Raw genomic sequence first — 22,835 nt, 5'->3', positions numbered from 1 at the left:
TTGCTCATACCCTCTTAATGACAAGTACCGTAATGTCATCATGGATTTTGTTGTAGCCTACGTGCGCCAAGACGTCCTCGATGATAGCGTCCTTGATCTCCCTCGAGGTCCTTTCGTGATTGCGCGAGATCACCTGACACAGCCGGTCGATGCCGTATTGCTCTTCTGAAGAGTCCTCCGCCTCGGTGATGCCGTCGCTGAACAGCGTCACGACGTCCCCGGTCTCGAGCTTCACCTCGATGCTGCCGATGAAGTCGCTGATGTCCAGATCGATGCCGATCGGCAAGCCGAGCCCCATGGTCTCGACGCGTTCGAGGGTGCCGCCCTTCCGGACGATGATCAGGTCCTCGTGCTGGCCGGTGAGCTGGAGCTTGCCGTCGCTGTAGTCGAGCAGCGTCAACGACAGGTTCTTGTCCGAGCGGATGCGCTGGATGTTCTGGTAGATGACCTTGTTGACGATGCTCAGGAACTTCTTCGGATCCCGCTCGTTGCTCGCGAGCAGCGTCCGGACGGCCGTCTGCACCATCAGCATGAGCACGCCGCTCTCCAGCCCGTGGCCGGTGACGTCGCCGATGCCGATCTTCACGAGCCCGTCGCTCCGGAGCACGTCGTAGTAGTCGCCGCCGACCTCGTCGGCCGGGGCCATGTAGCCGGCGATGTCGAGGCCCGGGATCTCCTGGAGCTCGCTCGGCGCAGGGAGCACCATCAGCTGGAGCTGGCGCGCGACGTTCAGCTCGGCGCCGAGGCGGATGTTCTCCTGCGCGAGCTTCGCGTTCAGCTCGCTGATCTCCTCGTTCGCCTTCTCGAGGGCCATCGTCCGCTCGCTGACGAGCTCCTCCAGGTTCGCCGTGTACCGCTCGATGTCGGACGCCATCGCGTTGAAGGTCATCCCGAGCCGCCCGATCTCGTCCTGGCTGTCGATGTTGACCCTCATCGAGTAGTCCTTGTTCATCAGCCGGTGCGCCGCCTCGGAGAGATCGACGAGGTTGGCCGTGATCCTCCGCGCGACCCAGGCGATGCCCACGAGCACGGCGAACAGGCTCAGCACGACGACGATGATCTGCTGGCCCAGGATGTTCCCCGCCGTCGACTGGATGGCGCGCTGGGCCGTGTGCACCGTGGAGAAGAGCTCGGACTCGGGCACCACGAACCCGAGCACCCAGTACTCCATCCCGATGGGCTTCTCGCCGCGGTAGAAGTTCATCCCGGGCAGGCGCCGCAGGACGATGACGTAGGGCATGGCCGGCTCGCCCGGCGCCCGCTGGATCGAGACCCGGTGGAACACCGGCTTCTCGCTCGACGGCATCGCGATCTTGGCGACCTCGGGGAACTGGCTCTGGCTGAGGAGGCGCTTGACCTCCTTCACGCCCTCGTTCTGCCCGTCCCGCGTCCCGATCCCGAGGACCTTCTCCCCCTCGCTGTTGATCGCGAGGACGTTCGTGTCGGACATCGACATGAACGCGAAGCCCGAGGACTTGATGTGCACGTGCCGGATGAGGGCCACCGCCTGATCCAGCGTGATGTCGATCGCGACCGCCCCGGCGCAGTCCGTCCGGTCCTTCGTCCAGAGGGGATTGAAGAACGTGACGATGTTGCCGCCGGTCGCCGCGTCGATGTAGGGCGGATAGCCGGTGACGTCGGTCTTCGGGACGGGCTTGCTGCTCGGGTCCTTGAGCCAGCGCTGCCATCCCTCGTAGATGCCCGGGAAGAAGGAGTCCCAGAAGTTCTTGTCCGTGTGCCCCGGGTAGAGCCTGTCGAACGTCTGCGCCATCTCGAGCCAGGGCGTCAGACGCATGATGGGCTTTTCCTTCGGCCCCACGTAGTAGACCTGGAGCTTCTCGCTCCCGTTCTTGACGATGGCCGGGGCGAACAGGTCGAAGATCGCGTTCTTCTTGACGTCCTTCAGGATCTCCGGCTTGATCGAGCCGTCCTTCTCGAGCATGTAGTGCCACACGCTCATGACGGACTGCTCGCCCGGCTTGTTCTGGGTCCACTTCCCGTTCGGATCGACCTCGAAATCGTCCTTGAAGAAGGACGATTTGTCGGGGAGAGTGCCTATGGCCTCCGCGGCGTCCGGGTTGTCGATCAGCGTCTGGAGTATCGACGCCGTCATCCGGAGCTCGGAGAACGTCTGCTCGAACAGGAGGTCGAGGCGGAGCGCCGTCGTCTCGATGTAGTTCTCGAGGTACTCGTCGTTCGCCCGAGCCAGCCCGCCGTAGACCTCGGCGCTGGCCTCCTGCTCCAGCCGCGTGACGTTGTAGAGGGCCGTGCCCGCGCTCGACGCAAGAGCGATGAGGACGCCGAACGACGCCACGAGCATGAACTTCGTACGGAAGCGCCCGGAGGACCTCTCGACGATCCACTGAACGATCGAAAACTTCTTGCGCTCCTTAGCTTCCATAGGTCGGCTCGCGGCGCCTCATCGGCCTCTCCAGTTCACTCACGCTATCGCATCAGCCGTTCTGGCTTGCGCCCGGAGCCGGCGAGTATCGGCCAGTTCGCGTACCCCTTGTCGCTGAGGATGGCAGAGACGTGGGCCCTGAGCCCGATGCCAATCTCCTCGAAGATCACCGGATCGGCGTTCGCCGAAGCCGCGACGTCGCCGCAGAACTTGATCCAGCTCTCCACGACCTTCGCGAAGTTGTTCGGGTCGGTGTTCATGTTGTTGATGTCGATGAGATCGCTGCGGATGTCCTCGAGCCCCGCGTTCGAGAGCAGCTCGCGGGTCCTCACGCCGATGTCGAAGTCCATCCCGACCATCCGGCTCAGCTCGAGGTACCGCCGGTACCCCATGCGGATGAGGTCCTGATCCGGATAGCCGGTCACGCACGCGAGCATCTCGTTCGTGATGTAGACGCGGCCGCCGGGCTTGCAGATCCGGCAGAGCTCCTTCATCAGCTGGTCCGGCATGTGGAAGACCTGGATGGCGAGCCGGCAGGACACGAAATCGAAGGAGTCGTCGGGGATGAGGAGCGCGGCGGCGTCGCCGTACTGATACTCGATGTTCTCGATCCCGAGGCTCCTCGCGTGCGCCTGGGCGTGCTTCAAGAACGCCCTGGAGTGGTCGACGGCCGTGACGTACTCCGGCTTGTACTCCGCGTTGAGCCGCACCGCGAAGTCCCCGAGCCCGCAGCCGATGTCGGCGACCTTCATGCCCGGCCGGAGGCCGTGCCGGTGGAGGAGCTTGCGCTCGTGGTTATAGACGATCTTCTCCTGGGTCCTGAGGACCCTGACGAAATCCTCGTCCTCGATCACGCTCTGGATCGGATAGAGCGCCTTGTCGTAGACCTCCACCGAGACGTTCGGATAGAGCTCCTCCATCACCTGGAACTTCCGCATCGCCCAGGGGATGACGCTCGAGATGATGAGGCGGATCTTTAGGTTGGGCCGCTCTTCCACGGCCCACCGGACGAACCGGTTGATCTCGAGGAAGGCGACGTTGTTCATGTACTTGAGGCGCTTGAAGTCGAGGGTGAGCTCGCCCGTCGCGTTCTTCGCGGCGGTCTCCAGCGTCCCTCGGATCGCCCGCATCTGGTCGCCCACGAACGGCCGGAGCATGCCGGCGAGGGCCACCTCCTGATCGTCCTGGTCGACCCGCATGTTGAAGGTCACCGACGAGCGCCATGACGGAAGGCTCCCCGATGAGGACGAGGGCGGGACGGCGTTCTCAGGGTAGATTGAAGCACTCATTTTCATCTACCTCAGTAAACGGCAGCTCGATGTTCAATGTCAGCGAGGTCCCGTTCTTGGGTTCAGTAAGGCTTAGCGTCGAACCGTAGACTACAGCGAGCTCTAGCAGACCTAGAGTCGTAACATCGTTGTCGGGCACGTCGTGCTCGAGCTGCTCTCGGTACCAGGCCATCGGATCTGGCTGGTTGAGCAGCTGGACGGCGTGCTTGTAGAACGCCACGTTCTCGCTGCTGGCGGGCACCTCGGCCGTCACGCTGATGCGACCGTTGTTCCTCTGGAAGGTGATGATGATGTCGCCCGACGGAGCGTGATTGCGATAAATGGCTTCAAGCAGCTCGTTGAAGAAGGTCGAGAGCAGCGTCGCGTAGCGCTCCGGGTCGTCCTCGTTTGCGCTCGCGTACCGCGCGAGGAAGTTCGCCATCTGATGGCAGTGGCTCCAGCGCTTGCTGAAGCCAGTGACCGAGAAGTTGGCTGAGATGATCATGCCGCTCGGCGCCATGACCGGCGGTGGTCGCAGCGTCGGGGCTACATCGGTCGGCTTCGAAACGGACATCAAGGCCTCGGGGTTGGTTTGCGAGAGGAGGCAGGACGCAGAGTACCTGGAGTCTGGGTGCCGCGTCGAGTGCGTCGCGCTCCCGCTCGAGGTCGCCATGGTGGACTCGGACGAGCACAGCGCTGACGAGGACTGCCTTGGAGGTGCCCGGATTGCCACAGGATCGAAACGATAATGTGGTACAGATCACATTTATTCGCTGCTGATATTCCGTGCAGGTAGAGAAAGGTATTCTTCCCGTGCGCCCGCTGAGGTCCGGACCGCGACGTGCGCTGTTGCTCGGGCGCGACGCCCGGTGGCCGGCCCGCGGCGCGGGCGCTCGCCGGCCGAATTGTCCACAGATCGGCGCGCGCGCGCCGTGCAGCGACGACGGAGAATTCGCCGCGCCGCGCGTCGCTTGCGGACCCTGGCAGGCGGCGCCTGCGACCATCGAAGCCCTCGAGAACACCTTCAAGGGAGGTAATCGAAAGCGCGTCGGTCCTGTCAACACTTTCATGCCGCGCCCGCCACTGCGGAGATCACTCATGGCGTGTGGTCGCGAGTCGCTACGGAACTGTGCGGAGCTCGGTGGGGCGACCTACCCAGTGCAGGCGGGCGCGGCGCGCGGGGGCGAGTGGCCCTCTCCGGCGGGTGATTTCACAGCGACGTACGCCTCGGGCGCGCGCTCCGGGCCCGGCGCCCGCGCGCGCGCGGCCGTGGGCCCGCGCGAGCCGTGAGCTCGCTTGGCCCGCCAACTCGCTCTCTCCGCCTACGTCGCCGAGCGCTTGAGGCCGAGGTCGGGCGGGGCGTCGGGCGGGGCGTCGCGCCGGGCGACGATTGCGCTTGACACGCGCCCGGGCGGCAGCGCCGGATTCGCGGCTGTCACCGCGGCGCGGCGCCGCGCCGCTCGATCGCGTCGAGCTCGTCCATCACGGCCTTCACCCGCGGATCCGCGGGGTCCACCGCGCGCGCCTTCTCGTACGCCGCGCGCGCTTCCTTCAGCTGGCCCGACTGCGCGAGCGCGTTGCCCAGGTTGATCCACGCGCTGCCGAGCTTGTCGTCGAGCCGCAGCGCCTCGCGGTAGAGCGCGGTCGCCTTGGGCAGGTCGCCGCGGAGGTGGTACGCATACCCGAGGTTCGATCGGTACGTGGCGCGCGCCGGGTCGCGGGCCACGGCCGCCTCGAGGTACGGCACGGCGCGCGCCGGATCGTTCGCGGCGAGCAGCGCCGTCCCGAGATCGTTTTGCAGCCGCGCGTCGGCCGGCGAGAGCCTCGCGGCGCGCTCGTAAGCGCGGATCGCGTCGGCCGTCTTCCCCGCCGCGAGCAGCGCCGTCCCGAGGTTCGCCTGCCGCTCGGCGTCGCCGGGGGCGAGCTCGGCGGATCGCGCGAGCTCGCGGACGGCGTCCTGCAGGTGGCCGAGCGCGAGGTGAGCGACGCCGAGCGCGGAGCGGGCCTCGGGGTCGCTCGGGGCGAGCTCCGCGGCCCGCGCGAGCTCGCCGAGCGCCGCGTCGGCGCGGCCGAGGACGAGGAGGGCGCGGCCGAGCTCGAGGTGCGCCGGCGCGTGCTCCGGATCGAGCTTCACCGCGCGCTTGAGCTCGGGAATCGCGGCGAGGAGCGTCTTGTCGCCCGGCGCCCCGTTGTACTCGGAGGACACCCCCGCCCTGGCGATCGCCGCGCGCTGGGTCCCCACGATCGGCGCGGGGTCTCGCCTGTCGAGCAGCGCGGCCGCGCGATAGGCCCTCTCCGCGGCGGCGAAATCGCCGCTCGCGTAGGCGGCGTCGCCCTCCTCGAGCTTCCTGTCCGCCGGCGTGCCGGTGCCGCGCGCGACGCGCGGAGGAGGGCTCGCCGGCGCGCCCTCGCTGGTGGACGGCGCGTCGAGCGGAACGCCCGAGCCGGTCGCCTGAGGCTCCGCCGCGCCCGCGGCCGCGCCGTTCGCCGCCGCCGCCGCCCCGCTCGCCGCGGGAGGCGCGGCGGGCGCGGGCGGCATCGCCGGCGGGGCGTGCGGGGCCGATCGCGCGGGCGCGTCGGCCGGCGCGCCCGCGCAGCCGGCGAGCGCGACGAGGACGGCGAGCCCGCGGATCGAGCCGCAGGAGCTCACAGCTTGTACGGGGTCATCGCGTGCTCCTTGCCGTCGTAGCGGAGCAGCACAGGCTTGTTATCCATCTTCGTCGCCACGCCGACCGGCCGCTTCCAGCAGCGGACGAGCGCCACGAGCGTCTCGCGCGCGTAGTCGGCGCGCAGGTCGAAGCCGCCGTGCACGTGCTCGAGCAGGAGCTCCCCGCGGTTGCCGTAGTTGGCGTCGACGACGCGGATGTAGGGATCGCCGAAGTTCGTGAGCTGGAAGAGGAGCTTCTCCTTCACCTCCTTGAACTCGCGGCTCTCGATCTCGAACCGGTCGTTCCGGCCGGAGAAGCCGAACGTGTACATCTTCTGGTCGATCACGAACTCCGGCGTCAGGAACTCGTCGATGAAGGTCACGTCGTTGTAGAGCGCGCGCACCTGGAAGATCTTCTCGCGGCCGAGGCCGAGCCGCATGTCCCAGGTGCGCTTCGCGTCGAGGTCGGTGCACTCCTCCCACTCGCGGCCGAAGCGCCCCTTGTTCCACCGATCCTCGATGTAGCGATAGAGCTCCACGCCGACCTTGTAGGGGTTGAACCGCCCCGGCGCCGTCGCCATGACGCCGGCGTTGTTCTCGGCGTAGTCGATGATCTCCGACGCATCGAGGACCTTCTCGGTCATCATCTTCGAGTGCCAGTACGAGGCCCAGCCCTCGTTCATGATCTTCGTCTGGCGCTGCGGCACGAAGTAGTACGCCTCCTCGCGGATGATCTCGAGCACGTCGCGCTCCCACCGATCGAGCGGCGCGTGGTCGAGCAGGAACTTGAGCACGTCGCGCTCCGGGCGCTCCGGCACCTTGCGCTCCGGCTTCTTCTGCTCCTGCCGCTTCTTCTTCTGCGCCGCGAGGATCTCCTCCGGGTTGATGAAGGAGTCCATGTACTCCTTGGCCCGGAGCTTGTACGTGTCCATCGGCTCCTCCGAGGGATCCTCTTCCTCCTTGGGCGCCGGGCGGCCGGTGAACGGGGCCCACGGGTCGATGAGGTTCTCGAGCGAGAGGCAGTGGTCGACGAACGCCTCGACCTTGTTGATGCCGTGACGCTCGATGTGGCGCGACACGCGGGCGCCGTGGTTCGCCATCTTGTCGATCCACTTGCGGTCCGGGTCGTAGGAGTCGCTCCTGCGCACGGGGTCGAGGATCGGGCCGCGCTGGTCGAGGTCGGTGGACCGGAAGCAGAAGTTGTTCTTGAAGAAGTCGACGTGCCCGAACACGTGCGCCATCACGAGCTTCTGGTCGGTGAGCGAGTTGCCCTCGAGCAGGTAGGCGTACGAGGGGTTGTTGTTGATGACCATCTCGTAGATCTTCGAGAGGCCGTACTCGTAGCTCTTCGAGAGCTGCTCGTACTCCATGCCGAACCGCCAGTGCGGGTAGCGGCTCGGAAAGCCGCCGTACGCGGCGATCTCGTTCATCTGGTCGTACGTCAGCATCTCGAAGACGACAGGGAAGAAGTCGAGCCCGTAGTCCCTGGCGATCTTCTCGATGCGCTCCTTCTCGGTGCGCAGGTACCGGGGGAGCGCGGTGTTCAGCGCGAACTTGCTCATGCCGCCCTATTTCCCCTTCCCCAGGAAGTCCTTGATGCTGCCCACGATGGCGTCCTTGTCCCTGATCTCGCTCACCACGACGCGGTCGTCCTGCGAGAAGTGCTCCTTCAGATCCTTGATGAACTGGCCCGAGCCGTACGGGCTCTCGACCTGCCCGTAGGCGAACATGTTGACCCTCGGCAGGATCTGGGTCTTGAGCACGTCCACGCAGGAGAGGGTGTCGTCCATCGACCAGTTGTCGCCGTCGGAGAAGTGGAACGGATAGATGTTCCACTCGTCCGGCGGGTAGTCGTTGTCGATGATCTGAGAGCAGAGCTTGTAGGCGCTCGAGATCATCGTGCCGCCGGACTCGCGCGTGTGGAAGAACGTGTCCCGGTCGACCTCGCGGGCGATGGCGTCGTGGATGATGAAGCGCGACTCCAGGCCCTTGTACTGGCGCGTGAGCCACGCATCGAGCCAGAACGACTCGATGCGCACGATCTCCTTCTGCTCGTCGCCCATCGAGCCGGAGACGTCCATCATGTAGATGATGACCGCGTTCGCGACGGGCTCTGTGATCGTCTTCCACGAGCGGTACCGCTTGTCGTCCGGGATGGGGACGACGACCGGCGCCGTCGGGCGGAACGTCCCGCTCGAGATCATCCGCTTGAGCGCCTCGCGGTACGTCCGCTTGAAGTGGCGCAGCGACTCCGGGCCGACCCGGCGGATGCCCGAGTAGCGGTCGTGGGCGTTCGAGATCTTGCTCTTGCCCTTGTCCTGGATGTCGGGCAGCTCGAGCTCCTCGCCGAGGATGCCGGCGAGCTCCTCGAGCGTGACGTCGACCTCGAGGATGTGGTCGCCCTCGCCGCTGCCCGCCTGCCCCTGCCCGGGCTGCTTGTCGTCCGAGCCCCCCACGGGATCGCCGGGGTTGCCGTCGCCCTGCCCCACGCCGCCGCGCTGCTTGTCGCCGAAGCGGAAGCGCGGGATGTCGATCTGAGGAATCGGAATCGAGACGAGGTCCTTTCCCTTTCGCCCGATGAGCTCGCCCTGCGAGATGTACTTGCGCAGGTTCTCGCGGATGCGGCCGCGAACGATCTGACGGAAGCGCCCGTGATCCTGGTCGATCTTCAACGACACGCTGGCGAGTGTAGCATCGGAAGCGGCCCCGGGTCCGAACGTTCGGCGGGCCGCCGAGGTCTCCCGCGCCGTCGTCGTCCCATCCCCGACGGCCCCCTGCCCCGGCGTTCGCGCCCCCGCCGCTCCGGCCCCCCACCGCGCCCTCCCTGCGCCCTCCCCGCGCCTCCCCGCACGGTTCCCCGCCGCTTTCCCCACCGTCACGCCCGCCCGTCGTGAACTGCACCCGTGATAGCCTCGGGACCGTGCCTTCCCGAGCGCCGGTCCTTCTCTTTGTGGTCCTCATGGCGCTGGCCCTCGGCTGCGGCTCCCGCGAGCAGCTCGTCGGCCTGCCCGAGCTCGCGGACGCAGGGGGCGCCCCCGACGCACGGCCGGACGCGCCGGTGTGCCGGGAGGACGGGCTCCCCTGCGAGGGCGCGGCGGACTGCTGCAGCGCCGCGTGCGCGCGCGGGATCTGCGGCGGCGGCGGCTGCGCACAGGACGGCGCGCCGTGCGCCGCCCCGGGCGACTGCTGCACCGGGGTGTGCACCGAGGGGCTCTGCGGCCAGGGCTGCTCGGTCGACGGGGCGCCGTGCCAGAGCGCGGCGCAGTGCTGTACCGGTGTCTGCACGGGCGGAGCGTGCGGGCAGGGCTGCTTCCCGAGCGGGAGCGCGTGCAGCTTCGCGGGGCAGTGCTGCTCGCTTCGCTGCGAGGAGGGCGCTTGCCGCGCGCCGTGCATCCCGAACGGCGCGCTCTGCGAGGGCGGCGACGCGTGCTGCAGCGGCGTCTGCCGCGGCGGCGCCTGCGGCCTCGCGTGCTCGCCCGATGGCTTCGGCTGCAACACGGGCGCGGACTGCTGTTCCGGGCGCTGCAACGCGGGCGTCTGCGGCGGCTGCAGCCCGGACGGGGAGATGTGCGGCTCGGCGGACGCGTGCTGCTCTGGCGTCTGTGACGAGGGCATCTGCGGGGGCGTGTCCTGCTCGCACGGGCCCTGCGCGATCGGCGCGCCGCTCGCGGCGGAGTGCGGCGGCTGCGTGGCGGAGATCTGCCGGTTCGACTCGTTCTGCTGCGACGCCAGCTGGGACGAGATCTGCGTCCGCGAGGTGACCGGGCTCTGCGGGCTGACCTGCGGCGAATGCGCCGAAGACGGCAGCCGCTGCGCGTCCGACGCGGCGTGCTGCAGCGGCGCGTGCGAGGACGGCGTCTGCCGGACGCCGTGCACGCCGGAGGGCGGCGGGTGCGCGGCCGACGCCTCGTGCTGCAGCGGGAGCTGCTTCGAGGGCGCCTGCGTCGGCTGCCTGCCGAACGGGGCGAGCTGCGGCTCGGCGGAGAGCTGCTGCAGCGGCGCCTGCGACCCGGCCCTCGGGTGCGTGACCGAGTGCAGGCCCGACGGGCGGCCCTGCGCGGACTCGAGCGAGTGCTGCAACGACAACTGCCAGAACGGCCTCTGCGGCGGGCCCGCGTGCCCGTCGGACGGGTCCGAGTGCGGGGGCTGCGTGGCCGAGGGCTGCTGCGCGCAGCTCAACCAGTGCCTCGCCAGCGCCGCGTGCGCCGAGGACGTGGCGTGCTTCTTCGGCTGCCTCGACGCGGGGAACGATTCCGCGGTCTGCGGGTTCGAGTGCATGAACAGCCCTGAGACGTTCCGGCTGCTGCTCTGCGTGGGCAGGAGCTGCGGCGGCGGCACCTGCTTCTGACGCGGCGATGCGCGGGGCGATCGTGCGGGGCGCGTTGGGAAGGGTGTCCGCGCTGGCGTGGGGTACGGCGGTCGCTGCGGGCGTCGTCGCCGCGCGGCTCGCGGCGCACGTGATCGCCGCGCTGCTCGTGACGTCCCTCGCGGCAGCGCCCGTCGCCGAGGCCGCGCCGCGCGATCTCGCGGTGGTCGGCCTGCTCGCCGATCTCGAGAAGATGGTCGAGGTGCAGCAGTCGCTCGGCTGGACGATCGACCGGTACGAGATCGACGAGATCATGTCGCCGGCGCTGATGAGCGTGTGCTCGGCGACGGCGGAGACGCGCGCCGCCGCGCTCGCGGCGCTCGACCGCCGGATCGTCGAGCTCGGCGGTCCCGTCGAGGAGGCGTTCCGGCGTCGCGGAGAAGACCTCGACGAGGTCGCGGATCTCCTGTTCGCCACGCGGGTGCGCGCGCTCCTCGCCGAGGCGATGCGCCGCGCGATCGGCGCCGGCGATGCGCCGGCCGAGTGTCCGTTCTGGCTCCGCCCCTCGCCGGCCTTCCGGGGGCGCGAGACCGACGCTTACCGGACCACGCTCAACGTGGAGGGGGGCGGCATCGCGGTGCTCGAGGGCGCCAGCGGCAGGGTCCTCCCCGGCGCCGGCGGCTCGGCGCGGCTGCTGCTCGGCCGCGGGATCGACGAGCGCTGGACGTTCCTGGCCGGCGGCGAGTTCGGCGGCACGGCGCAGTTCGAGCAGACCGAGACGAAGACCCGCTTCCCCATCAGCTTCGTCGCCGCGCTGCCGATGGTGCTGCGGTACCACGCCCGCACCTGGCACTACGAAGGCGAGCTCGCGTCGCTCGCGTACTTCACCCAGGACGACCTCCGCGTGAGCCCGGGGCTGCGCGCCGGCGCGCTGGTCGGCGTCTCCTCCCTGCGGCTGCGGGGCGTCATGCCGTGGGCCGGCCTCGGCATCGCGGTCGAGCACGTGCTCGAGACCCACCGGCGCCCCGCCCAGTGGAACCTCAAGGGCGGCGCCCGCGTCGGCTTCGACTGGGATTTCTGAGCGCTTCCGAGCGGGTTTGCGGCGCCGATCTGCCGCCGGCCTGACGCGCAATAGGCGCCTCCGCCGGGGTGGGCTACAGCAGATCCTGATTTCGATTCCGGTCCTTCCCGCCGACTTTCCGACCGGGAAAGAGGAAAGGCTGTGGCACCATGAGGCCACGAGCGAGCTCATGTCGAGAGAGCTCGGGGGAGGGCTCTATGCCGAGAGGCGAGACAGCAAAGGATACGTCCAAGCAGAGAAAGCGGGTCGGGAGCGGCGAGCGCGAGCAGCCTTCGCCTGCGACGTCCCAGGGCGAGGCCGGTCGGACGGCGTCGGGCAGGCGGACCAGGGCCGCGGCCGGCGGCGCGAGGAAGGCCGCGAGCCCGACCCGGCGCGCGACCCAGGCCAGGAAGGGGTCGCGCAAGGCGGGAGCAGGCGCCGCCGCGCGGCCGGGCACGGCGCGGAGCACCTCGGCGGGGGCGAAGGCCGGGCCGAAGCAGCGGGCGGGCAGCGCGGCGAGGAAGACGGCCGCCGGCCAGACGAGCCGGCCGCGGAGCGCCGCCGCGAAGAAGGCGGCCACGACGCGGAAGCGGGCCGCCGCCGGCGGTACGGCGGGGCGCGGCCGGGGCGCGACCGGGCCGGCGGCGGCCGGCGGGCAGAAGACGGCGCGCAAGGCGGCAGGCGCCAAGCGGGCGGCGCCGCAGCGTGGCGGCGGGGCGAGGCAGACGCCGTCCGCCGGGCGCGGTGGCGCGCGGCGCACGAGGGCGGCGCAGCCGCGCGCGCAGCGGGCCGGCCAGAAGCGCGCGACCGCCGCAAGGCGGACCCAGACCAGCTGAGCCTCGACGCCGGGCGCGCCGCTCGCGCCCGCCCGCGTTGTTCCCATCCACAGCGATGCCTGCCCGGGGCTGCCCATCCAGCGGCCCTGGCCGAGTCCTGCCGACCGGCAGGATGCCAATCCGAGCGAATCCCGCGCAGCGCTGTCGCTCTCGGAGCGGTGCCCGCCCAGGCTGCCGCATCCCGGCGGAGCAGGGCTGCCCCATCCCGGCGGAGCAGGGCTGCCCCATCCCGGCGGAGCAGCTCTGCCCATCCCGGCGGAGCAGGGCTGCCCCATCCCGCGGTGCCGATCAGGACTGCGACGACGCCGGATCGCCGACCATGAGGACGACCCAGGTGGCGGTCAGGAAGTGGTACGACGTCCCGCCGAGGCCCGGGAGGGTCGCCTCGCCCCGCGCGCGCCTCGCGCAGAGCGGACAGCCCACATCCCCGCGCCGGCCGATGAGGTACCGGCGCGAGGACGGCGGCACGGACGCAGGACAGACCTGAACTTCATCGTCCTCCATCGCTCCGCACATACCCCCCATCTCGCTCTGCGGCGGAAGCGCCTCCGTGCGCCCGATGCCGTGCGCTGCCCCGATCGATCGCGGCGCGCGGCCGCCCTCGCGAGGCCTGCGCTCGATGGTCCGACCTGCAGCCGCTGGCGTAGGGCGATGCTGGACCATCGTAGGAATGCTCCTTCGGACGAGCCGAAAACCAGCGACCCAGGCTCGGATGTGGCGCCGCACTGCGACCGAGATTCATCCTAGCAGGATCCCCGGACCATGCATGGATGACATTCCGTAGATGCGTGGTGCTTCCCACCGCGACAGCCTCTTGTCTCTGCTGTCGTTCTCCTTGCCGTCTTTCTCTGCTCAATCGATGTCGCTGCGCGGCGCGGCGCGGGGAGCGGAGCGGCGGAGTGACTCGCAGCGTGGGCCGCTGACCGCTCGCGCGCAATGCGAAGACCGACGCGACGAGGCGCGCGGGCGTCGCGCGTCAGCGGCGGAGCGCAGCAGGAGGCTCCGGAGGGGCGCTGCGGCGAGCCCCGAGGACACGCCGACGCTCGGCGGCGCGCGCGGCGCGCGGCGACGCTCGACCGACCCCCGCGCGCGGACGAGCATCGTTTGCGGGCAGCTCGGGAGGGATACGACGCTCGTCAGGAGAACGCCGATGTCCGGCGCTCGGCCCCGGCAGAGGGCTCCGGGGCAGCGCGGCGAGCGATAGCGGGCGGGGTCGGCCGGAGCGCGTCAGTGGGGGACGGGGACCTGCGGCACCTCGTCGTCGGGCACGATGCAGGACGACAGGTCGAACAGCATGAAGAGCAGCGCCTTCTCCTGCGGGGTCAGCTCGTCCGTGGAACACCCCTCCGGGAAGGGCGGGCCCGTGACGTCTCCCGCAGAGACATGGATGTCTGTGAACACCAGGCGTCCGCACTGTTGATCTTCGTCGACGCCGATGGGCGTGTTGAACGTGAAGTACTGGACCCCCGCCGGCTCGGGCTCGTTGTAATAGATCCACCGGGTCGAGATGCCGTCGCCCACGTCGTTCACCGTGTGCTGCGCCCCGTTGATCACGATCTCGCCGGGCACGGTCGAGGCCCCGACGTTGACGAGCCAGTCCGCCAGGGCCTGCCCCTTCGGGAGCGTGGTGTCCACGAGCGCCGTGAGGGGGCTCACCGGGTCCTCGTTGAAGTTGTCCCAGACCGCCGTGTCCGGGAACGGAGCCGGCCCCCGCTTCAGCCAGTAGTTGTGCCAGTGGGAGGCGAACACGCGCCCGCCGAGCGAGGTGTAATCGAACAAGGCCTGGCGCGCCGTCTCCGGCTTGTCCGCGGCGTAGGGATCGCCCTCGCAGGCGAGGATCACCATATCGTACTGGCGCAGGGTGTCGACGGTCCCCCAGAGGCTCGTGGCCGACGTGAACTCCACGCCTTGATTGAGGCTGTCCGCAAACCGCGTCGTCACGGGGTGCCCCGCGTCGCCGCGGCCGGCGAACAGGTGGACCCGCCCCGTCCCGGTCTCCGGCGTGAACTCGCTCTCGTCGATCCCGAGCTTGTGCAGCAGGCACTCGAGCGGATCGGCGCCGCCCGTCGTGAGGGCGATCTTGGGGATGTGCCCCTCCGCCTTGTTGCGCGGCAGCCGGATGGTCCCCGCCTCGGTCGCGGTGTCCTTGCATTTCTCGACCGCTGGGAGCGTGATCTCGCGCCGCCACTTGCCCACCTGGACTACGAGCGGGATGTCCTCGCCGACCGGCACGTCCTCCAGGACGAAGCTCCCTTTCGTATCGGTCAGCGCCGTCACGATGGGCGAGCCCGAGAGCGTCGCGCTGCATTGATCGCAGGTCGCGCCGTCGGTGAGGGGGTCGAGCGGCTCGTTGGGAACGTAGACAATCACGTTATAGAGGGGCAGTTTGCCCGAAGGGTCGTAGACGGTGCCGCTCACCGTGGTCTTCGCCCCGTTCTCGCATTGGACCTGCTGGCACTCGAGGCCCTCGCACGAGCCGTTCCCTCCCAGTCCCAGGCCGCCCCCGCCGACATTCGCCGGGAAGCCGCCGAAGCCCGTGCCGATCCCGCCGCCGTCCCCGCCCGCGCCGCCAGGCCCCGCGCCGCCGGACGCCGGGGGCGCCGTGCCTCCCGTATCGCCGCAGGAGCAGCCGGAGACAACGCCCGGCGCTACAGCGATCGCAGCCATCAAGACTCCCGCCCTGCCCGACCAAGTCAACATTTCGAGCCTCCCGGGCGGTGCGAGCAAAGGTACCCTGCTACCGCCCAGTCTCTATCGTAGGCCAGAGCGTAGAAATCGGGAAGTATGTCCAGCGAAGAGCAGGAATGAAGCGATAGTAGATTAAGGTAAGCCCTGATACCCCTGACTACCGACTCCGCGCAGGACGCGCACATCGCGGCGTGGGACAGATCGAACAGCGGATCTCCGCGCCTGCGACATGGTGGGCGACCGGATGCCGCGGAGGATCGACGCGTGGGTCTTTGGGAGGGGACGCGCCGCCAAAGCGGCTGCGCGCGACCGCGCCGCGAGCGACGGCGCCGCCGCGCAGAGGCCGCGCGCGGGCGGCCCTCTCGGTCCGATCGACCGGAGCGCCGGTTATTGCAGATCGACCCGCGTCAGCCCGAACCAGAGCACGACGTGCCACCGCTCGTGCCACTGCAGCAGCACCGGCCCGATCGCGAGCCCGGGCGACGGGGTCCGCAGCTCGTCCTTGAGCGCGCTCACGGGCCAGGGATTGCCGAACGCCTTCTCGCCGTAGGTCAGCGCGAGCGTCGGCTCGCCGTCGAGCTCCGAGGGCACGAGCTGCGCCTTGAAGCGGCACACCTTGCTGCCGCGGACCCGGTTCGTGCCGGAGTTGCCCCCGTGGTCGAACTCGTTCCCTTTCCAGGGCATCCAGTCCGACGCGAGCGCCCTGATCAGCGGGCGCACGGCCAGGTGAACCCCGGCGGTCGGCTGCAGGGAGAGCAGGCGGCCTCGCGGCGCATCGCCGAGCTCGGCCGGATCCGCCGGCTTCCCCGCCCTGTAGATCTGCCGGAGCGCGTCGGGGTGCGCGCCGATGAGGCTGTCGAGGGAGGACACCTGGGTGATGAGGCGGCGCCCGGCCGCCGCGCCTGCGTTCTGCTCGCTCTGGGTGTTCATCGGGCCGCCTGGCATTCCACCGCGCCCGTCGAGGGTCAACGGCAACCGTCAGCGCGTCAGCGCGCCTCGTCGCCGCTCGCCTCGTCGCCGCTCGCCTCGCCGCCGCTCGCCTCGCCGCCGCTCGCCGCGCTCGCCGCGCTCGCCGCCGCGCCGCGCGCGACGATGGCCTCGTACACGCGGCGGACGCGCTCGGTGATGGCGCCGTAGCGCGCGAGCAGCTCCTTCGCGGCCTCGCCCCCGGTGCGGCCCCGGATGCCCGTCCGCCGCGCGAGGAGCGGGACCCCGGGCGCGTTCTCCTGGAGCAGCTGCGAGGCGTCCGCGTGCACGATGCGGATCCGCTGCTCCAGCTTGCGCAGGAACGCGTGGCCGTCCCGGAAGATCTCGGCGTGCGCGGCCGCGAGGTATCCGGCCGAGGCGAGCGCGTCGATCGCGGCGAGCGTCTCGGAGGTCCGGACGCGCGGATCGGCGCCGTGGCGGATCTGCAGGAGCTGCACCGCGAACTCGATGTCCGCGAGGCCGCCTCGCCCGAGCTTGAAGTCGCGGCGGCCACGGCGCTCGTGCGACAGCTCGCGCTCCATGCGCATCCGGAGCCGGTGGATCTCCTCGGCCATCCGATCGAAGTCGTCCGCCTGGAGGTACGCGGCCTCGTGCGCGATCGCGATCGCCTCCGCCCCGAGCGCCGGATCGCCGGCCGACGCGCGCGCCCGGATCAGCGCGAGCCGCTCCCAGATCGCCGCGCGCATGTGCCGCGCCCCGGGCGACGATTCCGGCTCCGCGGGCGCCTGGGCCGCCCCGTCCGCGCGGCGGATGCCGTGGTAGCGCGCGAACGCGTCGAGGGACGTGACGAGCAGCCCCTGGCTGCCCGACGGGCGCAGCCGCGTGTCGAGCTCGTACCCCGGGCCCGCCGCGTGCGACATCGAGATGAGCCGGATGATCTGCCGCGCGCGCCGCGCGTAGTAGGTGCCGGGGTCCGAGCCGGGCCCCTGATCGCCGGACGGCGCGCACGTCGGATCGAACAGGAAGAAGACGTCGAGATCCGAGCCGTAGCCGATCTCGCGCCCGCCGAGCTTGCCCATCGCGATCACGGCGAGCCCCCGCACCGGCTCCCCGGGCGGCGTCCCCAGCGCGAAGCGCGTCGCGGCCTCGAGCGACGCGTCGGCCAGGTCCGAGAGCGCGAGCGTCGCCTCGCGCGTGCCGACCTCGCCGCTCAGATCGGCGAGGCCGACCTCGATGGTGACGCGCGCCTTCGCGCGCCGGAGCGCGGCGATGAGCGCCTCCTCCGGATCTTCGTCCGGCGCGGCCTCGCTGAGGCTCTCCTCGATCGTGTGCCTGATCACGCCGGCGCTCGGCGCGCCGCGCGCGAGCAGCACGACGTCGACGAGCTCGGGGTACCTGACCATCGCGTCGCCGATGAACGCGCTCGACCCGAGCGCCTCGACCAGCCGGCGGAGCGCGCGCGGGTCGTCGCCGAGCATGCGCGCGTAGACGGCGGAGTGCCTGATGCGGGAGAAGCACAGCCGGAGGAAGCGCGCGGCCTGCTCCGGATCGGCGGCGTCGATGACCGCGGCGAGCAGCGTCTCCGCGAGCGACGACGACGCCTCGCGGCTGCGCGCGCCGAGCAGGCCGTCGGGGTGGCGCGAGAGCTCGTAGAGGTCGTCGGCGACGTCGCGGAACCGCGCGGTCAGCGAGGCGCTCGCGCCCGGCTCCGGGGGCGCGCCGGCGGCCGGCGCGGCGAGCTCGGCGGCCTCCGGCTCTCCCCCGGCGCCGCCGAGGACGAGCACCGCGTGCTTCGCGAGCGCGTCGGCGAAGGCGTCGCGATCGCCGCGGTCGAGCGCGGCCATCGCCTCGATCCACCGCGACGGCCTCGTGCTCCCCTTCGGCAGGAGCGACAGGAGCCGGGCCTTGATCCGGCTCCGGCGCTGCTCGGTGTCGGCGAGGAACGCCGCGGCGTCCTCGAAGCGCAGCGTCCGGGCGAGGCGCTCCATCTCCGCCTCGCTGTCGGGGAGCAGGTGCGTCTGCACGCCGGTCGCGGACTGGACGGCGTGCTCCGCGCGCCGGAGCGCGAGGTACCCCTCCACGAGCTCCCGCCCTTCCCGGTCGGTCACGTACCCGAGCGCGCGCAGGCGCCGCAGGCCGTCGAGCATGCCCTGCGCGCGCGCCCGCGGCTCGCGCCCTCCCCAGATGAGCTGCAGGGCTTGCACGAAGAACTCCGCCTCGCGGATCCCGCCGGGGCCGAGCTTCAGGTCGCGCGACGCGTCGTGCGAGAGCTCCGCGCGGGCGCGCTCGACGAGCTCGATCATGTCGACGGCGAGCTGCGGATCGACCCGGCGCCGCCACACGAACGGGCCGAGCACGCCGAGCGCCTCGGCGCCGAAGTCGAGATCGCCGGCGATCTCGCGGGCGCGGAGCAGCGCGGCGCGCTCCCAGAGCCGGCCGAACGACTCGTAGTAACGCTCGGCGGCGGCCAGCGAGTTGACGAGCGGGCCGCTCCGCCCCTCGGGGCGGAGCCGGAGATCCACGCGCCACACGAACCCGTCCTCCGTGACCTCCTCGAGCGTCGCCGTGAGCCGGCGCGCGACGCGGGTCCAGAAGTCGTGCAGGGTGACCGACACGGCGCGGTCGCCGGAGGGGCCCACCTGCCCTTCGTCGGTGTCGTAGAGGTAGATCAGGTCCACGTCGGAGCCCGCGTTGAGCTCCTCGCCGCCGAGCTTCCCCATGCCGAGGACGACGAACTTCGACCGCGCGCCGGTCGCGGTGCGCGGCTCGCCGAACCGCGCGGTCACGGCCGAGACCGCCTCGGCGAGCGCGACCTCGATCGTGGCCTCGGCGAGCGCGGTGAGCTCGCGCGCCGTGACGTCGATGTCCGCGCCCCCCGCCGACGGCGGGAGCAGCTCGCGCAGCGCGATGCGGATCCGCTCCTCGCGCGCCACGCGCCGGAGCTCCCGCCGCACGCGATCGGCGTCGGAGACGTCGCCGACGCGGCCGCGGATCCGCGACAGGTACGTGGCGCGATCGCGGGCCGTCTGGTGCCCCTCCGCCGCGAGCCGCTCCGCGATGTCCGGATTTGCCTCGATGGTCGCGCCGATCGCGGGATAGGCGGCCGTGAGGAGCGCCGCGATGGCGAAGGCCATCGTCCCCGGCGGCAAGCGGGGCGACAGCCGCGCAGCGCGTTCCTTCACGCGTTGCTCGTCGATCGCGTTCGCGATCTCCAGGAGCCTCGAGACCTGTTGCATGGCGGGAGGCTAGCAAGACCCTGGCGTCGCGAACGCCGGTTCCGCAGCGCCCGACCGCCAGTTTATCGCCCGGAGCCTTCACCTCGCGCCTTGGCGACGTCGCCCTCCGATCCTATGCTCGCCGGGTGCGATTGCTCTGCGTCTCGGATATCCACGGCCACGCCGACGCGCTCGCGGCGGTCCTGGCCACCGCGGAGCGCCGAGGCTACACCCAGCTCCTGGTCGCCGGAGATCTCTGCTTTCCCGGCCCGAAGCCGCTCGAGACGTGGCGCCGGCTGACGCAGGCCAAGGCGGTTTGCGTACAGGGCGTATCGGATCGCGCCCTGGCGACGCTGGACATCGAGAAGGTCAGGCCACGGAGCGAGCACGAGCGGGCGCGGCTCGATCGCCTGGCCCAGACGCGCACCGAGCTCGGCGAGCTGATCCTGGCCCGGCTGGCGCGTCTCGCCCCGACGTACCGGCTGCCGCTCGAGGACGGCGGCGAGCTCGTCCTGGTCCACGGCTCCCCTGCGGACCCGATGGAGCCGATCTCGCACGACATGACGGACGAGGAGGTGCTCTCGCTCCTCGGCGACGATCCGGCGGATGTCGTGATCTGTGGTGGCTCCCACGTCCCGTTCGACCGGATGGTGGGGGGCGTGCGCATCATCAACGTCGGCTCGGTGGGCGAGGCGCCGTGCTCGATGCGGGGCGAGGTCGACCGGGTGCGCGTCGGTGGGCGCCCTGCCAGCGAGCTTGTGCGCAGCGGGCCTGTCTCCTACGGGGCGGGGCACGCCGACGCGACGTTCATCGAGCTCCGGGCGGGCGAGCTCTGGGTCGAGCAGGTCGTGGTGCCGCTCGGTAGGGCGGCCTGAGCGCGCCGGGGCGCAGGAGCGACGGGCGCGCCCCGAGCGCCCCGGAGCCACGCGACACCGCGCGAGGCACGCGCGGCGCTCGTCACCCATCGTACCAGGCGAGGAACAGCGCGCGCGCCATGCCCTGCCGCTTGAACCTATATCAAGGATTTAGGATCATCCTCGGGGAGCATGGGCAGCTACTCCCCCGACGATGATTTCGAGGCCACGCGGGTGGCCAACGTTGGGGAACTCCAGAAGGAGCTCCCGGCGCGCTCGCCGAAGGATCGCGCCTACCTCATCGTGCTCGCCGGCTCGAACGTCGGCGAGATGTACCGGGTCGAGGGCGCCGAGATCGTGATCGGCAGGGCCTCCGGGGCGACGATCCGGCTGAACGACGACGGCATCTCGCGGCGCCACGCCCGCCTGCTCCAGATGGACAGCCAGGTGCTGATCGAGGATCTCAACAGCTCCAACGGGACGCTGGTGAACGGCGAGCAGGTGACGCGCGTCGCCCTGCACGACGGCGACAAGATCCGCCTGGGCTCGACGACGATCCTCAAGTTCACCTACCACGACCACCTGGACGAGTCGTTTCAGCAGCAGATGTACGACGCCGCGCTGCGCGACGCGCTCACGAAGGCGTTCAACAAGAAGTACTTCCTGGATCGGCTCGAGACCGAGGTCTCCTATGCCCGGCGGCACAGCGCGCACCTGTCGCTGCTCATGTTCGACGTCGATCACTTCAAGCGGATCAACGACACGTTCGGGCACCTCGCCGGCGACTACGTCCTTGCGCGGATCGCCAAGATCGCGAGCAACACGGTGCGGACCGAGGACGTGTTCGCGCGCTACGGCGGCGAGGAGTTCGGCATCCTGTGCCGCGGCGTGGCGCTCGAGAACGCGGGCATCCTCGGCGAGCGGCTGCGCCTGCTCATCGAGGGGTCGGTCTTCGAGCACGAGGGCGTCCGCGTGCCGACGACGATCAGCGTCGGCGTGGCGGCGCACCCCGTGGTCCCGGTGCAGACCGGGCTCCAGCTCATCGCGGCGGCCGACGAGGCGCTCTACGAGGCGAAGCGCACCGGCCGCAACCGCGTGCTCCTGAAGTTCGGCCCGAAGCCGTAGGCCCGGCGAGGGGCGCGCAGCGGGTCAGCCGGCGCGGCCGCGACGGGCGCCGGGCAGCCGCGCCTCGGCGGCCACGCGCGAGCGCCGCGGCAGCCGCGCGTCCGCGAGCGCGCGTCGCGGCACCGGCGCGCGGCGCCGCCCCCCGCGCCTCAGTCGATCTTGAGGAGCTCCTTGACCTTGGCGATGACCTGCGGCGCCTGGATGGGCTTCGTGATGTACGCGTTCGCGCCGAGCTGCAGCGCGCGCTGGCGATCCTCCTGCGACCCCTCGGTGGTGATGATGATGATCGGGGTGTCCTTGTGGACCGGATCGGTGCGCACGCGCTTCACGAGCTTGAGCCCGTCCATGATGGGCATGTTGATGTCGGTGATGATCACGTCGTACTTGGTCGAGGCGAGCTTGCGGAGACCGTCGACGCCATCATCCGCCTCGGTGACGCGGAGGTTCTTCACGCGCGCAAGCGCGAAGACCAAGAGCTGCCGCATCATGGGCGAGTCTTCAACGATCAGACACGAGTACTCGGCCATGATCAGTCCTCCAGGTCCAGGAATGCCTGGACGCCGGGCACCTTCCGGCCGGCGTCGGTGAAGAGCCGCGCGTTGATGAGGGCGGGGGCGGCCTGGGCCCCGAGGAGCTTGAAGAGCTCGGTGTCCACGTTCACGAACTCCGTCTTTTGCGGGAGCGTGCTGAAGATCGCGATGACACCCACGGTGCGCCCGTTGAAGTCGAGCGGGATCACTGCCGCCGGATCCTCGATGCTCCCCTTGGAGACGTCCTTGGTCTCGTCGAAGAAGATTTCCCCCTTCGAGAATGCTTGGCCGACGACGCCTTCGGTCACCGGCATGCGCGCGATCTCCTCGACGGCGACGCCTTCGCTCGCGATCGCGACGAGCTCCTTACCATCGGGGGACGCCAGGTACACGGAGAAGGCGCCCGCCCCGAGGAACTGCGCCAGGAGCTCCTTCAGGTTGCGGAGGACATGGCGCACGTTGCGCGCTGCGTGCAGCTGCGAGAGCGCGACGTACAGGTTCGCCAGGTTCGCGAGCTCGCCCTCCGCCTCCGAGTAGCGGCTGTTGAAGCGGTCTGACGCCGCCACCATCCGCACCGACTGCGTCACGAGATCGCGCTTCTCCTGCTCGAGCTCCTCGATCTTGCGGAGCAGGTCGCGGATGGCCGAGTCGCTCGCGAGGTGCGCGCGCAGCTTGCCGTTCTCCGATTCGAGCTCGGTGATCTTGTCACGAAGGCGCTCGTTCTCGCGGAGGAGCTCCTCGGTCAGCTGCGCCCCCTTGCGGAAGAACTGCTGAATGAAGGCATCACGCTCCTTCTTCAGGTCCTCGGGGGGACGATCGCTCGGACGCCCTTTTTTCTCCGTCATTTTATCCCGGGGTTCTCCAGAGCTTCGGACCGTATCATGCGGGGCTGACCGGACGGAAGCGTCGAGCGCGGGCCGCCGGCGACGCCCGGATCCGCCCCCGTCTCCCAGGGGGCGGCCGCTGCGGCCGCCATCG

General features: G+C 70.4%; 17 protein-coding genes. 4 read left to right on the top strand and 13 right to left on the bottom strand.

Going from position 1 to position 22,835, the window contains the following annotated elements; translation table 11 throughout:
* Nucleotides 1-4: 4 nt before the first annotated feature.
* The 6 genes from WME98_RS35355 to WME98_RS35330 all read right to left on the bottom strand — a co-directional run bounded on the left by WME98_RS35355 (nt 5) and on the right by WME98_RS35330 (nt 8,994).
* Nucleotides 5-2,401 carry a PP2C family protein-serine/threonine phosphatase gene (locus WME98_RS35355; protein WP_437946039.1) on the bottom strand — a complete coding sequence of 799 codons (2,397 nt, stop codon included), beginning with the start codon at nt 2,399-2,401 and terminating at the stop codon, nt 5-7.
* Between the two features lie 44 nt (nt 2,402-2,445).
* Complete coding sequence (locus WME98_RS35350) at nt 2,446-3,612, bottom strand: class I SAM-dependent methyltransferase (protein ID WP_020734186.1); 1,167 nt, start codon at nt 3,610-3,612, stop codon at nt 2,446-2,448.
* Nucleotides 3,613-3,667: 55 nt separating this feature from the next.
* The gene (locus tag WME98_RS35345; protein ID WP_237245226.1) at nt 3,668-4,243 is read right to left on the bottom strand and encodes a hypothetical protein; all 576 of its coding nucleotides are present in this window, start codon (nt 4,241-4,243) and stop codon (nt 3,668-3,670) included.
* Nucleotides 4,244-5,104: 861 nt separating this feature from the next.
* On the bottom strand, nt 5,105-6,319 hold the full coding sequence (locus tag WME98_RS35340) for a tetratricopeptide repeat protein (protein ID WP_437946038.1): 1,215 nt from the start codon (nt 6,317-6,319) through the stop codon (nt 5,105-5,107).
* Nucleotides 6,316-7,878 carry a SpoVR family protein gene (locus WME98_RS35335; protein WP_061624954.1) on the bottom strand — a complete coding sequence of 521 codons (1,563 nt, stop codon included), beginning with the start codon at nt 7,876-7,878 and terminating at the stop codon, nt 6,316-6,318. Before WME98_RS35335 ends, WME98_RS35340 begins: the two co-directional genes overlap by 4 nt.
* 6 nt (nt 7,879-7,884) lie before the next feature.
* Nucleotides 7,885-8,994 (bottom strand): DUF444 family protein, encoded by a 1,110-nt coding sequence (locus tag WME98_RS35330; RefSeq protein ID WP_061624955.1) that lies wholly within the window; start codon nt 8,992-8,994, stop codon nt 7,885-7,887.
* Between the two features lie 281 nt (nt 8,995-9,275).
* On the opposite strand from WME98_RS35330, the gene WME98_RS35325 reads away from it, so the two are divergent.
* On the top strand, nt 9,276-10,664 hold the full coding sequence (locus tag WME98_RS35325) for a hypothetical protein (RefSeq protein WP_437946037.1): 1,389 nt from the start codon (nt 9,276-9,278) through the stop codon (nt 10,662-10,664).
* A gap of 34 nt (nt 10,665-10,698) precedes the next feature.
* A complete protein-coding gene (locus WME98_RS35320; protein WP_437946036.1) occupies nt 10,699-11,703 on the top strand; it encodes a hypothetical protein in 1,005 nt (334 codons plus the stop codon).
* A gap of 73 nt (nt 11,704-11,776) precedes the next feature.
* Here WME98_RS35320 and WME98_RS35315 read toward each other — a convergent pair whose 3' ends face one another.
* The 5 genes from WME98_RS35315 to glnE form a co-directional block, all read right to left on the bottom strand.
* Entirely contained in the window at nt 11,777-12,565 is a 789-nt protein-coding gene (locus WME98_RS35315) for a hypothetical protein (protein ID WP_437946035.1), read from the bottom strand.
* 241 nt (nt 12,566-12,806) lie between these two features.
* Nucleotides 12,807-13,022 (bottom strand): hypothetical protein, encoded by a 216-nt coding sequence (locus WME98_RS35310; RefSeq protein ID WP_437337084.1) that lies wholly within the window; start codon nt 13,020-13,022, stop codon nt 12,807-12,809.
* A 723-nt stretch (nt 13,023-13,745) separates the two neighbouring features.
* A complete protein-coding gene (locus tag WME98_RS35305) occupies nt 13,746-15,185 on the bottom strand; it encodes a carboxypeptidase regulatory-like domain-containing protein (protein WP_437946034.1) in 1,440 nt (479 codons plus the stop codon).
* Between the two features lie 408 nt (nt 15,186-15,593).
* Nucleotides 15,594-16,136 carry a hypothetical protein gene (locus WME98_RS35300; RefSeq protein WP_437946033.1) on the bottom strand — a complete coding sequence of 181 codons (543 nt, stop codon included), beginning with the start codon at nt 16,134-16,136 and terminating at the stop codon, nt 15,594-15,596.
* A 56-nt stretch (nt 16,137-16,192) separates the two neighbouring features.
* Nucleotides 16,193-19,369: a bifunctional [glutamate--ammonia ligase]-adenylyl-L-tyrosine phosphorylase/[glutamate--ammonia-ligase] adenylyltransferase gene (gene glnE / locus WME98_RS35295; protein WP_437946032.1), complete on the bottom strand. Its 3,177-nt coding sequence runs from the start codon at nt 19,367-19,369 to the stop codon at nt 16,193-16,195.
* 125 nt (nt 19,370-19,494) lie between these two features.
* Here glnE and WME98_RS35290 point away from each other — a divergent pair, with 125 nt between their 5' ends.
* Nucleotides 19,495-20,223, top strand: coding sequence for a metallophosphoesterase family protein (locus WME98_RS35290; protein ID WP_437946031.1), 729 nt, complete (start codon nt 19,495-19,497; stop codon nt 20,221-20,223).
* Between the two features lie 171 nt (nt 20,224-20,394).
* Nucleotides 20,395-21,327 carry a GGDEF domain-containing protein gene (locus tag WME98_RS35285; RefSeq protein WP_020734173.1) on the top strand — a complete coding sequence of 311 codons (933 nt, stop codon included), beginning with the start codon at nt 20,395-20,397 and terminating at the stop codon, nt 21,325-21,327.
* A gap of 149 nt (nt 21,328-21,476) precedes the next feature.
* Here WME98_RS35285 and WME98_RS35280 read toward each other — a convergent pair whose 3' ends face one another.
* Together WME98_RS35280 and WME98_RS35275 are read right to left on the bottom strand one after the other, a co-directional pair.
* Nucleotides 21,477-21,854: a response regulator gene (locus WME98_RS35280; protein ID WP_012234398.1), complete on the bottom strand. Its 378-nt coding sequence runs from the start codon at nt 21,852-21,854 to the stop codon at nt 21,477-21,479.
* 2 nt (nt 21,855-21,856) lie between these two features.
* Nucleotides 21,857-22,702, bottom strand: coding sequence for a GAF domain-containing protein (locus WME98_RS35275; RefSeq protein WP_061622393.1), 846 nt, complete (start codon nt 22,700-22,702; stop codon nt 21,857-21,859).
* Between the last annotated feature and the right edge of the window lie 133 nt (nt 22,703-22,835).

This window comes from Sorangium sp. So ce296, assembly GCF_051529605.1.
GTDB lineage: Bacteria > Myxococcota_A > Polyangia > Polyangiales > Polyangiaceae > Sorangium > Sorangium cellulosum_D.
This window is presented reverse-complemented; position numbering and strand designations above follow the sequence as displayed.